This window comes from Streptomyces sp. NPDC059740 (genome assembly GCF_042733155.1).
Classification (GTDB): domain Bacteria; phylum Actinomycetota; class Actinomycetes; order Streptomycetales; family Streptomycetaceae; genus Streptomyces.
Map to the genome: position 1 here is coordinate 109,613 of NZ_JBHWGP010000003.1, position 13,925 is coordinate 123,537.

Genomic DNA, 13,925 nt, shown 5'->3' on the forward strand with positions numbered 1-13,925 from the left:
CCGAGGGACGCTGGCACTAGGACTGCTGTCATCGCCTCCACCCTTTCACCCGTTCACCGCAGGTCAAGTACCGCCTCGCCGGGAAGCCGCAGACCGTCTCACGGACTCCGACAACTCCCACCCCCGGTCTCTGCGTTGGGTGAAGCCGAGCGCCTGGAGCTCCAGCAGCTTGCCGTGGGTGGCCGACACGGGCGTGCCGGCCCGCCTCGCCACCTGCTCGACCTCGGCGCGCCCCCGGGCGGGGAGTGCCTCCAACACCCGTGCGGCCACGCCGTCCAGCAGGTCCCGCGGGTTGTCCGGACCGCGCCGCACAGGGGCCAGGTCTCCGATGCTGCCGACCAGCTCGACGATGTCGGCGGCGTCCGTGACGAGGGTTCCCTCCGTACGCAGGAGTTGGTGGACCCCGGCGGAGAGCGCGCTGGTCACCGGTCCCGGCACTCCCATGGTGAACCTGCCGAGTGCGGTTGCCCGGCGGGCGGTCACCAGCGACCCGCTGCGCAACTCCGCCTCGACCACCACCGTGCCGCGAGTGAGGGCGGCGATGACCCGGTTGCGCAGGACGAAGCGGCGCCGGGTGGGATGGTCGCCCGGTGCCAGTTCGGCCACCACCAGGCCCTGTGCCGCGATCCTGCGCAGCAGTTCGGTGTGACCACTGGGGTAGTGGCGATCCACTCCGGAGGCGACCACGGCCACGGTCGCCCCGGCCACCGACAGGGCGCCGCGGTGCGCCGCACCGTCGACGCCGTAGGCGGCGCCCGACACGACCGTCCAGCCCCGCTCCGCCAGGCCGGCTGCAAGCGTGGCGGCCTCGTGGGCCCCGTACTCGGTGCAGGCCCGGGAACCGACCACCGCAACGGAACGCAGTGCCAGGAAACGCAGGTTGGGCTCGCCTCTCACCCAGAGGCCGAGTGGCCTGCCGGCTCCCAGGTCGTCGAGTTGCCGTGGCCACTCCTCGTCGCCCGGGCACACGAAACGCCCCCCTGCGGCAGCCACGGTGGCGAGGTCGGCCCGCGGAGTGAGGTCCGTGGCTCGCAGGCGGAGTCCAGCCAGCTTCGATGCGCCGAGCCCGAGTTCGGCCACGCGCGGCGGCGGGTCACCGGAGCAGGTCAGGAGTTCCAGGAGTCGCACTGCCCCGATCGCGGAAACCACCCGTCCCACCGTCTCGTCACCGGGTTCGACGACCCGGGTGAGAGCGGCGCGCGCCAGGCGCTCCGTATCGCGGGCCTCCTCCCCTCGCTCGTCCGGCGGGACCGGACCTCCTGCTGTGAGCCGCCATCCGGCCGCGGGGAGCTCATAGCCGTTGCGTCCGGCGGTCGCCGCCCTCTCGGGATCTCGCATTCCGACGGGCACTGGCGTGCCCGTGTCCGGGTACGCGTCGGGCTCGGCGAGATCGGCGCCCTTGAGGTCGGCGGGGGCGGCAGGCATGGTGGGGCCGTCGGGAACGAGGGCTCGGTACTCGCCGGGCGGGACGGCCGGAACCGGCTCAGGCGGACGCGGGACCCTACTGCTGTTGCTGCTCGCCATGGTTTTCTCCTCGGTCTGTTGAAGTTCTGTTGAAGGGTGCGGGTGGAAGACGGACGTGCAGGAGGTGAGGCACTGCGAGGCGCTGCGAGCGCTGTGAACGCTGCGGGGCGCTGTAAACGCTGTGAGGCGCTGTGTGGGACGAAGCGGCCCGGCGCGCCGATCAAGACGAGCGGGGAACGGCCGGGGCCGAGCCTCCCGCTCGGCCCCCCGGCCGGTGCGGACCTCACCACCAGGGCCGCCCGCCGGCATCGAGCCCTGCGCCGGGGTTACCGGGCCTTCTGCCGGAGACGCGGGCCCGTCTTCGCAGCGACGTCGAGGCGTCCCGCGCGAAGCCGGTCCTTGCACCAGGGCGCCGGGCCTGGCCTCAGCAAGCTGGGGCGTGCGCCTGTGCGCCGGGCCTCACGCCGGGAGGCCGGCCAGTGGACAAGGAAGCGGGCCTCCCGCCAGGACACCGGGCACGCACAGGGCAGCCGGCGCCCTCCCGGGGAGCGGGGCAGTTCGGGGCAGGGAGCGGACGGGGCGGCTCACCGCCCGTTACCCGCCCGACCGCCCGACCGCCCGACCGCCCGACGGAGAAGACGAGTCCGCGCGCCCCGGCAGTGTCGACCACGACGCCCACTTGCGGGCGCAGCGTCGACGGTGACACCCCGCCCCAGGCATCTGCCGCTCGTCCGGAACCGGATACGTCGGGGACGGCCCCGGTACTCGGCCCCTGCCTGGCCGTGTCCGCTAGCCCGTACCGAGACCTGCTGCCAGGTCCGTGCGGGACCGCTGCCGGGGGAAGCCCGGCACCGTCGTGGTCTCCGGTACTCCTCGTCCGATCCCGGTGCGCAGTTCCAGGGCGAAGGCGATGTCCGCGGCGGTGGGACGGTCGTGGCCTGCGAGATCGGCCACGGTCCAGGCGACGCGCAGCACCCTGTCCAGGCCGCGGGCGGTGATCAGTCCCCGGTCGAGGTCCTGCTCGGCCGCGCGCAGCGCGTCCTGGTCCACTCGCCACCGGGTCCGCAGTTCGTGGCCGGGCACGTCGCTGTTGGTGTGCCAGGGCGTGCCCGCGTACCGGTCGGCGGCCCGCGCCCGAGCCTCCCGCACCCGTTCGGCGACAGCCGCCGAAGGCTCACCGCCGGCGCCCGATGCCATCAGTTCGCGCCGTGTGACGGGCTCGACCGACACCCTCACGTCGACCCGGTCCAGCAGGGGGCCGGACAGCCGAGCCCGGTAACGGCGCACGGTCGACGGCCGGCACTCGCAGTCCGCCCCCGCGACGCCGTGTCGGCCACAGGGGCAGGGGTTGGCGGCGAGCGCCAGCAGGAACCGGGCCGGCATGCGCATCACCCCGGCCGATCGGGCGACCACGACGTGGCCGGACTCCAGGGGTTGCCGTAGTGCGTCGAGTACCCGGGCACTGCACTCGGCCGCCTCGTCGATGAACAGCACGCCGTGGTGCGCCAACGAGACCGCGCCAGGGCGAGGGAGCCCCGTCCCCCCGCCGACGAGCGAGGCCATGGTGGCCGAGTGGTGGGGCGCGCAGTACGGAGGGCGGCGGACCAGTGGCTGTCCCGGTGGGAGGGTGCCGGCGACCGAGTGGACGGCGGTGGCTTCCAGCGCCTCCTTCGGCGTGAGCGGCGGAAGGATGCCCGCCAGCCGCTCGGCGAGCAGGGTCTTGCCGGCTCCGGGAGGTCCCTTGAGGAAGATGTGATGGCGTCCGGCTGCTGCGATCTCCAGGGCCCGGCGGGCACGGTGCTGGCCGGTGACCTCCACCAGGTCCGGTGGCCGTTCACCGTCCCTGGACGCTGCGCCGACGGCTGTGCCGGGCAGCGCGAGGGTGCCGGAGAGTCCTTCCGGTCCCGTCCCTTCGTCCGCCGGCTCCTCGGGGACGGGCTCGCCGTTGAGGACGGCGATGAGTTGGCGCAGGCTCCGGACGCCGAGCACGGCCATGTCCGGCACCAGTGCGGCCTCCGCGGCGGTGGACTCGGGGACGACGACCTGGCGGTATCCCGCGTCGGCTGCGGCCAGGACGGCGGGCAGGATCCCCCTGACCGGGCGGACCCTGCCGTCGAGCCCGAGTTCACCGATCATCACCAGACCGGTCAGTTCCTTCGGGTCCAGCACCTCGGCTGCGCCCAGCACTGCGCACGCCACCGCGAGGTCGAAGCCGCTTCCGCTCTTGGGCACGGAGGCCGGGCTCAGCCCGACGGTCAGCTTCCGCTGCGGCCACTCCACCCCCGAGTTGGCGAGTGCGGCACGCACCCGGTCACGGGACTCCACCAGACTCTTGTCCGGCAGCCCCACCAGGGTGAACGTGGCGACGCCCGGTTCGAGGTCGGCCTGGACCTCCACGACGACACCCTCGACCCCCACGAGCGCCACCGAACGCGTACGGGCGAACCCCATCAGGCCACCCCCTTCACATGTTCGAGCAGCGGTGCCCTGCCAGGTCGCAGCAGCACTCCCACCACGTCGATGCGCACGCCGCCCGGCGGTGGTCCGCCCCGGCGTGAGATCCACTCCTCTGCGAGGACGCGCAACCGAGCGGCCTTGGCGGGGCCGACAGCGGCCATCGGATGCTGGTAACCGCCCTCGCGCCGCGTCTTGACCTCACAGACCACGATGGCTTCGCCGTCCGAGGCGACGATGTCGACCTCGCCGCTGCGACAGCGCCAGTTGCGCGCCACGATCCGCATCCCCGAGGACACCAGCAGGCGGGCGGCGAGTTCCTCACCCAACCGTCCGGTGCTCTGGCGGGACGGCCGGGAGGTGGCGCGGAGCCGGGCGGCCACCGCGGACCCGCGGTTCGCCCGGGAGGCCTCCCCTCCCCCGGTGGGCGCCGTCGCGGTGGCTGCGCGTGCCGGCCGGGGCCGGCGCTCCCCGGGTTCCGGCCGAGGCGCCCCACCATCACGCCCCGGGCAGCGCTCGTCCCTCCCCCCGACCGCTGCCCCGGACGTGCTCCGGGAGGCCGGGAGACGGGCTCCCGCGCCCTCGTGAGGCGAGGGACTGCACTGGGGGCGGCACGGGGTGGATGCCGAGCCCCGGCATTGATCCGGTGGCCGGGTCGCTGCGGTCGGCAGTGGGTTCGGCCGGGAGGCGGTACACGCGGGCTGCTCCGTGGGCACGCCGGTTGCCCAGGGCGCTCCCCGGGCCGGGGCCGCTCTGTTCGGAGGCTGCTCCGGAGGCCGTCGTTCGGCTGGGGCGTTGGTGGGCAGTGCGCCGGCCCGGTGCCGGGCGGTCCGTTCCACGCCCTCCTGAGGGCGGGCGTCAGCCGCCGGTGGGCACAGGTCGGGTGCGGGCCGGGGTGTGGCCGCGGCGAACGGGGTGCGGTGTGGGGGCCTGGGTGGCCGGAAGCTGTGGTCGGTCATGGGTAACCACCTCCGCCACTGACTGTGACGGAGCGGCCGCACCGTTGTGGATCTTGGTGGATTACCGGCAGGTTGTGGATAACCCGATGCCCCGAAAGGGTGAGCAGAGGTCCCGGGAGCGCCTTCCGCTTCGTACGGGACCCGCCGGGGAACGACCGCCCGATCGCCGGTCAGCGAGTCGAGGCGGACCGCTCTGCCGTCACCACGAGGTCAGCTCCCGGGAAGGTCGAGGTCGCTCTTGTTGAGCTCCTCAACATTCACGTCCTTGAACGTCAGGACGCGCACCTGCTTGACGAACCTCGCCGGCCGGTACATGTCCCACACCCAGGCGTCCGCCATGGAGACCTCGAAGAACACCTCACCCTGGACCGAGTGCACCTGCATCTCGTAGTCGTTGGTCAGGTAGAAACGGCGTTCCGTCTCGATCACGTACTTGAACAGCCCGACGACGTCTCGGTACTCCCGGTAGAGCTTCAGCTCCATCTCGGTCTCGTACTTCTCGAGGTCCTCGGCGCTCATGGCAGTTCCCCTTCAGCCGTGCGTCCCCCCATTGTGCGTCAGGCGTGCTCGGTCCTGAGGACCAGCGGCGCACGCGGGGGGCCTTCGTCGATCAGTGCGCGCAGCAGTTCTGCGAGCCTGGTCGGGTACACCGTCTCACGGGTCGCCGTCAGCTCGGCCGCGGTCCACCACCTCAGGCCGCTCACGCTGCGCCGTTCCAGCTCGGTCTGGCCCGAGGCATCGGTGCGGGTCGTGCCGGTCCGCCCCAGGTAGTACCACTCGTCCTGGTACCAGCGTCGCCCGTCGAACGGGAAGGAGCACTCCCGGCGCCACAGGACGGGGCCGAGGGTGAAGTCGGTGATGCCGGTCTCCTCGGCGACCTCGCGGATCGCGGCCGCCTCCCGCGTCTCCTCCCCCTCCAGACCGCCGCCCGGCGTGAACCACCAGGTCAGGGTCGGGTCCTCCGGTTCGTAGCCGTGGAGGAGCAGTATCCGGTCCGCCGGGTCGAGGAGGACGACGCGGGAGACGCGCCGCGGCGTCACCGCGTCCCCGTCACCCGGCACGTCGGGGTGCCCGCAGCCGGCTGAGCGGACCGTACGCGGCGCCGCCCAGGATGAGGACCGCACCCGCCACCACGGCCGAGACGATCACCGGCAGCGGGCCCGGCACCGAGGTCCCGCCGGGTAGGCCGGTGAAACCGCTCGGCCTGCCCAGCATGCCCAGGCCGGCGATCGGCCAGGCGGTGGCGTCCACCCGGGCGGCGATAGCACTCCGCGGCACGGCGCCGTGGTCACCGTCGGTGAGGTGCATGCGGGAGTCGACCGAGTCGCTCCGGTGGTCGCCGAGCAGGAAGAGCTGCCCCGCGGGGACCGTCGCCCGGAAGCCGACCGGTGAGGCAGGGCCGCTGCCGGAGAGGTAGGGCTCGTCGACAGGCTTGCCGTTGACGGTCAGCCGGCCGTCCTTCGTGCAGCAGGCCACCTTGTCACCGCCGACCCCGACCACCCGCTTGACCATGGGCACGTCGCCCCAGACCGAGTCCGAGAAGACGACCACGTCCCCCCGCCGGACCTCGGAACCGCTCACCTTCTCGGCCAGCACCCGCGCCCCCGGGGAGATCGTCGGCGCCATGGAGTCGGTGGGGACCGTGTACGGCCGGTACAGCAGCGCCCCCCAGACGAAACCGCCGAGGAAGAGGACGCAGCCGAGTCCGACCGCCACCCCTGACAGGACGTTGCCGAAGCTGCGGCCACCACCGCGTTCGCTCCCGCCACCGCTCATTCCAGCGCTCCCACCTCGCGGGACGAGCCCCGCGTCGAAGATCTGGAACGGCACCCTACCCGGGGGTTCGCCAGAGCGTCAGCCGGTGCGGGAGCGGTGACGGTGCCCCCCGGCGGTGTCACGGCTGCGGGCGGGTCTCCGGCTCCCCCACCGACGTGTCCCGCGAGGGCCCGCGCAACCCGGCGGTGAGGCGGCGCCGGCGCCACAGGACGAGCGGGGCCGCGCCGGCCAGGCCCAGCACTGCGGGGGCTGCGGGCAGTGCCTTGTCGATCCCGGACTGGTCGAAGGTGTCGGGAACGCCGAGGAAGTCCCAGCGGTTGACCGGCCAGGCGACCGTGAAGGCACGGCCGACCACCTGGTCGACGTCGACGGTGCCGCCGCCCTCCATCTGGGTGTGGTAGCGCGAGTCCAGGGAGTCCTGACGGTGGTCACCCATCACCCAGATACGGCCCTGGGGGACGTGGATCGGGCCGAAGGGCCGGTCACCGCACGGGGTGTTGCCCGGGTAGAGGTAGGAGTTCTCCACCAGCGCCCGGCCGTTGACCTTCACCGGGCCGGTGCCCTTGCACTCGACCGTGTCGCCACCGACGGCGATGACCCTCTTGATCAGGTCCTTCTCCTCCGCGGACGGCATGAGCCCGACGAAGCTGAGCACCCGCTGCACGGGGTTGGGCGGAGCCACCGGCGTCTCCGGCAGCCAGCCGCCCGGGTCGTGGAAGACCACCACCTCACCGCGCTGGGGCTCGGAGCCGAACCACGGGGTGAGCTTGTCCACCAGGACCCGGTCACCGCGCTGGAGGGTGTCCTGCATCGAGTCGGAGGGGATGGAGAACGCCTGGACCAGGAAGGTCTTGATCACCAGGGCCAGCACCAGCGCGATCCCGATCAGGAGCGGCAGCTCCTTCCAGAACGGCCGCGCCTTCTTGACCTCGTCCTTGTTCCTGCCCCCGGTGCCGTCCTCCGCCGTCCCTCCGGCGGGCGAGCCGGCCGCGGGAGGCTGCTCGGGCACGCCCTGGGGCGGCTTCGACGGTGCGGGGTCCTTCGTCGTCATCGGGGAATCACCGTGTCCCCCGGGCTCTTCGGGTCCTTCGGATCCGGACCGCGCGCCGACCGCCAAGTCCCCCACATCCACTCCTCACTCCACGCTGCCGCCCTCCCGACGTACGGGACAGGCCCACCACTCCCATAACGAGCGGGAGTTCCGCAAGGATCGGGGGTTCGGTCAAAGTTTCTGAAAACCGCGGCTGCGAGGTGGTGGAAACCCGCCGTGCAGCCGGAGCGGAAGCGGAAGCCCCTGTTCCCGGAGGGTCGTGGACCGTGTCGAAGGTCGCGGGCTCCTCCAGGCGGCGCCAGTGCCCCACCGGCCAGGCGATCGCGACGGCCCGCCCCACCACGTTGTCCAGCGGGACCGTGCCGCGGTAGGCGCTGTCGAGGTGGTAGCGGGAGTCCGCCGAGTTCGACCGGTGGTCGCCCATGACGAAGATCCGTCCGATGGGCACGGTCACCGTGAACCTGAGCTGCGAGGGCGGGTTGCCCGGGTGGACGTACGGCTCGTCGAGCGGCGTTCCGTTGACGGTGACGTGGCCGCCCGTGTCGCAGCACCGGACCGTGTCGCCCCCGACCCCCACGACCCGCTTGATCAGGTCCTGCTCGTTGGCGGAGGGCAGCAGTCCGACGGCGGACAGCCCCTTCTGCACCAGGGTCGGCGGGCCACCGGTGCTCTCCCCCGCCAGCCAGCCGCCGGGGTCCCGGAAGACCACGACGTCGCCCCGGTGCGGCTCGGCCCCGAACCACGGGGTGAGTTTGTCGACCAGGACTCGGTCCCCGATGCGGATCGTGTTCTCCATGGAGCCGGAGGGGATGACGAACGCCTGCACCAGAAAGGACTTGAGCACCAGGGCGATGACCACGGCGACGCCCAGCAGGATCGGTAGCTCCTTGAGGGCGGAACGGCGGCGGCGGCGCTTGATGCGGCGCGCCTGCCGCCGGCGGTCGGCCCGGCCGCCCGCGGCCCGCCGGGTCGGCGGCGTCCCCTCGGCCACTTGCTGCGAACCGGCTTCGCGGTCCGCCGTCCCGTCCGGGGGCAGGGCCCCGCTGACGGCCTCGGCCTCCTCGGCACCCGTGCCGGCGGTCGCCTCGTGGCGGGCGGGCTCCGCGGCCGGCGGAGGCCACGGGGCACCGGGGGCCGGCACGGCGCCGCCGGGGCGTTTGGGGGGCGGCGGTGGCTGCCGGGGGCGCGCTGCGAAGGGCGGCTCGCTGCGGGGCCGGCCGCGCCTACCCACGGCCGGCCGCCGCGGGGAGCCCGTCGTCGGCCTGCGGGCGGGTCAGGTGCGTCCAGCGCGAGGGCGGCCAGACGATCAGGTCGGCTCGGCCCACGACCCGGTCGACGGGCACCATGCCGCCGCCGGGGTCCCCCAGGTGGGCCCGGGAGTCGCTGGAGCGCGCGCGGTGGTCCCCCATGACCCACAGCTTTCCCTCGGGCACCACGACGTCGAACCTGACCGAGGAGGGTACGTTGCCCGGGTACAGGTAGCGCTCCCGCAGCGGCCGGCCGTTCACCGTGATCCGTCCCCCTCTGTCACAGCAGGTGACCCGGTCGCCGCCGACGCCGACGACCCGCTTGACGAACGTGGTGTCGTCGGAGCCGAGGCCCAGCACCGCACCGACGCCGTGCACCGCCCGGGTGACGGCGTTCTCCGCCGCGCCCGCCGGCACGAAGGAGTCCGTGCCGTCGAAGACGACCACGTCGCCGCGTCGGGGGGTGCCGCCGAAGCGGTAGGACACCTTGTTCACCAGTACCCGGTCCCCGGTGCGCAGGGTGTTCTCCATGGAGGTGCTGGGAATGACGAAGGGCTGGGCGACGAAGACCGCGAGCAGCAGGACGAGCACCACGACGACGGCGAGCAGCCTCGCCGGTCGTCGCAGGAGACCGCCGAGCGCCGCCGTCGCCCGGCTCCGGCGGGGGTGGTCCTCCTGCTCCGCGGGATCGGCGGGCGAGGCCTCCCGTCCGGTGGAGGCGGCGGTCTGCGCGTCGGTGTCCATCGGCACAGGAGCCTATCCGGCGGACGCCGGGCCGCCGACGGCGCTCCCCGGGCCCGCTGTCCCGCCGGGAGCCCGGCACGGGTCCCGAACGCGCCGAAGCCTTCCGTTCGCCCGCGGACGGGGAACGGAAGGCTTCGGCAGGAGGTGGCGGGAGGCTCAGCTCTCGCGCTTCTCCTTGATCTTGGCGGCCTTGCCGCGCAGCTCGCGCAGGTAGTAGAGCTTGGCGCGACGGACGTCACCGCGGGTCACCAGCTCGATCTTCTCGACGATCGGGGTGTGGACCGGGAAGGTGCGCTCCACGCCGACGGAGAAGCTGACCTTGCGGACCGTGAAGGTCTCGCGCACGCCGGAGCCCTGGCGGCGGATGACGACGCCCTTGAACTGCTGCACACGGGAGCGGTTGCCCTCGATGACGCGGACGTGGACGTTGACGGTGTCGCCGGGGCGGAAGGCCGGGAGGTCGCTGCGGAGCGACGAGGCGTCGACGGAGTCGAGAAGGTGCATGACCTACTGCTTTCTTCGCTGATGCCACAGGTCATCAACGGAACATCGTGGATGTGTGAAGGGTGCCGCTGCGTCGGATGGACGTCGTCTCCCCCTGTGGCAGGGGCGCACACCGGACGGACGGCAGCGGCCCATTCTTCCACGGGCCACGGCCGGCGCCCAAATCGTGGTGCCGGCCGCCGTCCGGGAAGGCCTACCGGCCCGTCTCCCCGGAGCCGCCGTCCCCCGTGGACGCCTCCCCGGCGCCGTGGCGGGGCGGGGTCTCGCGCCGGTAGCGGCCCTGCTCGTCCTGGACCCAGCCGAGCGCGGCGAGCATCGACCGGTCGCCCTTGTCGAAGGCGGCGGGGTCGGTGCGGGCCAGCAGGTCGGGGCGGTTGAGGTCGGTCCTGCGCAGCGCCTCGTCCCGGCGCCAGCGGGCGATCCTGCCGTGGTGGCCGCTGAGGAGTACCTCGGGGATGTCCCGGCCGCGCCACTCGGGGGGCTTGGTGTAGACCGGGCCCTCCAGCAGGTCGGCCATGACCCCGGGGGCGAAGGAGTCGTCCTGGTGGGAGGCGGCGTTGCCGAGGACCCCGGGCAGCAGGCGGGCGACGGCCTCGACCATCACGAGCACCGGTGCCTCACCGCCGGCCAGGACGTAGTCGCCCACCGACACCTCGTGCACGGCGTCGGGCCCGAGGCGTTCGGTGTAGTCCTCGATGACGCGGCGGTCGATGCCCTCGTAGCGGGCGGGGGTGAAGACCAGCCACGGCCGGTGGGAGAGCTCGACGGCGAGCCCCTGGGTGAAGGGCCGCCCGCTGGGGGTGGGCACGACCAGGGTCGGCGTCGCCTCCGCCGGACCCGAGGCGAGGACGGTGTCGAGTGCCTCACCCCACGGCTCGGGCTTCATCACCATGCCGGGGCCGCCGCCGTAGGGGGTGTCGTCCACGGTGTTGTGGCGGTCGTGCGTGAACTCGCGCAGGTCGTGGACGCGGACGTCCAGTTGCCCGCGGGCCCGGGCCTTGCCGACCAGGGAGAGGTTCAGCGGTTCGAGGTACTCGGGGAAGATCGTGACGACGTCCAGGCGCATGTCAGGCACCACCCGTCGCGGGTCCGCGCTCGTCCCCGTCCCCGTCCCCGTCCGTGCTCGCGGCGGCCTCCTCCTCGCGGGCGGAGGCGACCTCGGCGCGGCTCTCGTCGAGCAGTCCGGGCGGCGGGTCGATCACGGCGCGCTGCTCACCGAGGTCGATCTCCGGGACGATCTCCGAGACGAACGGGACCAGCACCTCGCTCCCGTCGGGACGCCGCACGATCAGCAGGTCGTGGTAGGGCAGGTGGGAGATCTCGGCGATCCGGCCCACCTCGGTCCCGTCGCGGGTGACGACGTCGAGGTCGATGAGCTGGTGGTCGTAGAACTCCTCGGGGTCCTCCGGGACCTCCTCGGGGTCGACCTCGGCCACCAGCAGGGTGCCGCGCAGCGCCTCGGCGGCCGTGCGGTCGGCGACCCCCTCGAAGCGCAGCAGCAGCCGGCCGCTGTGGACCCGGCCGGTGGCGATGGTCAGCGGGCCGACGCCGGCCGGGTCGGTGGTGAGGACCGCGCCGGGGGCGAGCCGCAGCTCCGGCTCGTCGGTGCGGACCTCGACCGTGACCTCGCCCTTGATGCCGTGGGCGCGCCCGATGCGCGCGACTACGAGCTGCACGTGTGTGGTTCTTCCTTCCCCATACGTGGAACCGGACGGTCCACGCACGCACGGGCCGGGAGCGGCTGTGGCCGCTCCCGGCCCGTGCGGGTGCTGCGATGTGTCAGCGGACCTGGTCCACGTCGACGAGGTCGACGCGGATGCCGCGTCCGCCGATGGCGCCCACGACCGTCCGCAGGGCGCGGGCGGTGCGGCCGTTACGGCCGATCACCTTGCCGAGGTCGTCGGGGTGGACCCGGACCTCCAGCACGCGCCCGCGACGCAGGGTGCGCGAGGCAACCTGCACGTCGTCGGGGTTGTCGACGATGCCCTTCACGAGGTGCTCGAGGGCTTCCTCGAGCATGCTCAGGCCTCGGTGGACTCGGCAGCCGGGGCCTCAGCCTCGTCCGCCTTCTTGTCCGCCTTCTTCGCCTTGGGGGTGATGGCCTCGCCCTTGGGCTCGTCACCGGCCTCCTTGGCCGCGGCCTCGAAGAGGGCGCGCTTGTCGGCCTTGGGCTCGGCGACCTTCATCGGGGCCGGGGCGGGCAGACCCTTGAACTTCTGCCAGTCGCCGGTGACCTTGAGGATGGCCGTGACCGGCTCGGTCGGCTGCGCGCCGACACCCAGCCAGTACTGGACACGCTCGGAGTCGACCTCGATGCGGGAGGGGTTCTGCACCGGGTGGTACAGGCCGATCTCCTCGATGGCCCGGCCGTCACGGCGGGTACGGGAGTCGGCGACGACGATGCGGTAGTGAGGCGAACGGATCTTGCCCAGACGCTTCAGCTTGATCTTGACTGCCACGGGAGTGGTGTCTCCTGGTGTTGACGTGGTGGGCCGCGACGAGATCGCCACGTGGGGTTGTGGTACTCGAGGGCCCGACGGACGCGTCAGCCGGAGGAGAGAGGGGTCCTGTGCGACTGCCGAGTACAGCTGACCATTGTGCCACAGCCCTGCGGGGCGGTGGACCGCGGCGGCGGGACGGAGTGCTGACCCGCGCCACCGGAGCCTTCCGTCCCTGATCGCGCCGGGACCGGCACGCAGCCGTGCCGCAGCGCCGCGAGGACCTCGCTCCGCACGGGCCGCCCTCCGCCCCCTGCCGACGCGCACCGGCACCGCTCGCTGTTCCGGCCTGGTCCTGCGGAGAGGGACGCGGCGGGGCCCCTCATGGGGATCAGGCTGGGTCAGGGAGCGGTGCCAGGTGCCGAACGTCACGGGGCGGGGGTGACCACCTAACCGACCGCCGCGACCTCCGGGATGCGGAACGGCTTGCCGCAGCCGCCGCAGACGATGGGGGCCTGCGCCAGGACGGAGGGGACGACGCGGACGTTGCGGCCGCAGTCGCAGACCGCTTTGACGCGGACCCCGCCGCCGGAGGAGCCGTGGCGCGCCGCCGGGCCCCGGAAGCTGCGGCCGGTGTCGCCGGACGCCGCGGCCGAGTGTGCCTTCAGCGCCCGGCTCAGCCGCTCGATGGTGGGGCGGTAGCGCTTGCGGGCCTCGGGGTTGAGGGTGACGAGCGAGAAGCCGCTGCTGGGGTGGGGGTCCTCGACGTGGTCGAGCCCCAACTCCTCGGCGATCGCCAGGAACCGGCGGTTGTGGTAACGGCCTGCGCGTGAGGTGTCCCGGACGCCGCGGGCGGCGGCGATGCCGTGGACTGCCTCGTGCAGCAGCCTTTCGAAGGAGAGCTCCGCGCCGCAGGCGGACGAGGACTCTCCGATAAGGGACTCGGGCGCGGCCAGATCCGGCAGCTCGGGGTGGTGACGTTGGATGTCGGCCCAGGCGGCTGCCAGCTCGGCGGCGAGAACAGGCGGTGTCGTGCTCACGTCGTGACAACGAGCCGGGGTCGTCTGGTGTTCCTATTAGGGAGCATCCCAAATAATTTGCACGTACCAGTCAGTTCCCGGTCATGGGCCCCGTGGACGGCGGTGTGCGCGCATCCCGCCAGAAGACCGGCGTCGCCTCACAAGCCGGCACGTACCCCCGCGTACGCCCCAGGCGCTCGAAGCCCGGTACGAGCCCCGGCTCGACGACGTCCACCGGCGGAGCAATGCCGCCGGACATCCCGGCCCCG

15 protein-coding genes are annotated in these 13,925 nt (G+C 73.1%); all 15 read right to left on the reverse strand.

Annotation, left to right across the window (positions count from 1 at the left end):
• Nucleotides 1–63: 63 nt before the first annotated feature.
• Nucleotides 64–1,338: a DNA-processing protein DprA gene (gene dprA / locus ACFV3R_RS05160; protein ID WP_385576427.1), complete on the reverse strand. Its 1,275-nt coding sequence runs from the start codon at nt 1,336–1,338 to the stop codon at nt 64–66.
• Nucleotides 1,339–2,253: 915 nt separating this feature from the next.
• Nucleotides 2,254–3,915 carry a YifB family Mg chelatase-like AAA ATPase gene (locus tag ACFV3R_RS05165; RefSeq protein WP_385575763.1) on the reverse strand — a complete coding sequence of 554 codons (1,662 nt, stop codon included), beginning with the start codon at nt 3,913–3,915 and terminating at the stop codon, nt 2,254–2,256.
• Nucleotides 3,915–4,301, reverse strand: a complete 387-nt coding sequence (locus tag ACFV3R_RS05170) for a YraN family protein (RefSeq protein WP_385575765.1) — start codon at nt 4,299–4,301, stop codon at nt 3,915–3,917. The genes ACFV3R_RS05165 and ACFV3R_RS05170 overlap by 1 nt, the downstream gene beginning before the upstream one ends.
• A gap of 786 nt (nt 4,302–5,087) precedes the next feature.
• Nucleotides 5,088–5,396: a DUF2469 domain-containing protein gene (locus ACFV3R_RS05175; RefSeq protein ID WP_385575767.1), complete on the reverse strand. Its 309-nt coding sequence runs from the start codon at nt 5,394–5,396 to the stop codon at nt 5,088–5,090.
• Nucleotides 5,397–5,434: 38 nt separating this feature from the next.
• Entirely contained in the window at nt 5,435–5,917 is a 483-nt protein-coding gene (locus tag ACFV3R_RS05180) for an NUDIX hydrolase (RefSeq protein ID WP_385575770.1), read from the reverse strand.
• Nucleotides 5,918–5,927: 10 nt separating this feature from the next.
• Nucleotides 5,928–6,653, reverse strand: coding sequence for a signal peptidase I (lepB, locus tag ACFV3R_RS05185; protein WP_385575773.1), 726 nt, complete (start codon nt 6,651–6,653; stop codon nt 5,928–5,930).
• 118 nt (nt 6,654–6,771) lie between these two features.
• On the reverse strand, nt 6,772–7,770 hold the full coding sequence (lepB, locus tag ACFV3R_RS05190) for a signal peptidase I (RefSeq protein ID WP_385576430.1): 999 nt from the start codon (nt 7,768–7,770) through the stop codon (nt 6,772–6,774).
• Nucleotides 7,712–8,845 carry a signal peptidase I gene (gene lepB, locus ACFV3R_RS05195; RefSeq protein ID WP_385575776.1) on the reverse strand — a complete coding sequence of 378 codons (1,134 nt, stop codon included), beginning with the start codon at nt 8,843–8,845 and terminating at the stop codon, nt 7,712–7,714. Before lepB (ACFV3R_RS05195) ends, lepB (ACFV3R_RS05190) begins: the two co-directional genes overlap by 59 nt.
• Nucleotides 8,846–8,927: 82 nt before the next feature.
• On the reverse strand, nt 8,928–9,695 hold the full coding sequence (lepB, locus tag ACFV3R_RS05200) for a signal peptidase I (RefSeq protein ID WP_385575779.1): 768 nt from the start codon (nt 9,693–9,695) through the stop codon (nt 8,928–8,930).
• 156 nt (nt 9,696–9,851) lie between these two features.
• Nucleotides 9,852–10,199 (reverse strand): 50S ribosomal protein L19, encoded by a 348-nt coding sequence (rplS, locus tag ACFV3R_RS05205; RefSeq protein WP_385575782.1) that lies wholly within the window; start codon nt 10,197–10,199, stop codon nt 9,852–9,854.
• A gap of 193 nt (nt 10,200–10,392) precedes the next feature.
• The gene (gene trmD, locus ACFV3R_RS05210) at nt 10,393–11,265 is read right to left on the reverse strand and encodes a tRNA (guanosine(37)-N1)-methyltransferase TrmD (RefSeq protein WP_385575785.1); all 873 of its coding nucleotides are present in this window, start codon (nt 11,263–11,265) and stop codon (nt 10,393–10,395) included.
• 1 nt (nt 11,266) lies between these two features.
• On the reverse strand, nt 11,267–11,875 hold the full coding sequence (rimM, locus tag ACFV3R_RS05215) for a ribosome maturation factor RimM (protein ID WP_385575788.1): 609 nt from the start codon (nt 11,873–11,875) through the stop codon (nt 11,267–11,269).
• Nucleotides 11,876–11,978: 103 nt separating this feature from the next.
• On the reverse strand, nt 11,979–12,218 hold the full coding sequence (locus ACFV3R_RS05220) for an RNA-binding protein (RefSeq protein WP_003980229.1): 240 nt from the start codon (nt 12,216–12,218) through the stop codon (nt 11,979–11,981).
• A gap of 2 nt (nt 12,219–12,220) precedes the next feature.
• Nucleotides 12,221–12,658, reverse strand: coding sequence for a 30S ribosomal protein S16 (gene rpsP / locus ACFV3R_RS05225; RefSeq protein ID WP_385575791.1), 438 nt, complete (start codon nt 12,656–12,658; stop codon nt 12,221–12,223).
• A 428-nt stretch (nt 12,659–13,086) separates the two neighbouring features.
• Nucleotides 13,087–13,677: a hypothetical protein gene (locus tag ACFV3R_RS05230; protein ID WP_385575794.1), complete on the reverse strand. Its 591-nt coding sequence runs from the start codon at nt 13,675–13,677 to the stop codon at nt 13,087–13,089.
• Between the last annotated feature and the right edge of the window lie 248 nt (nt 13,678–13,925).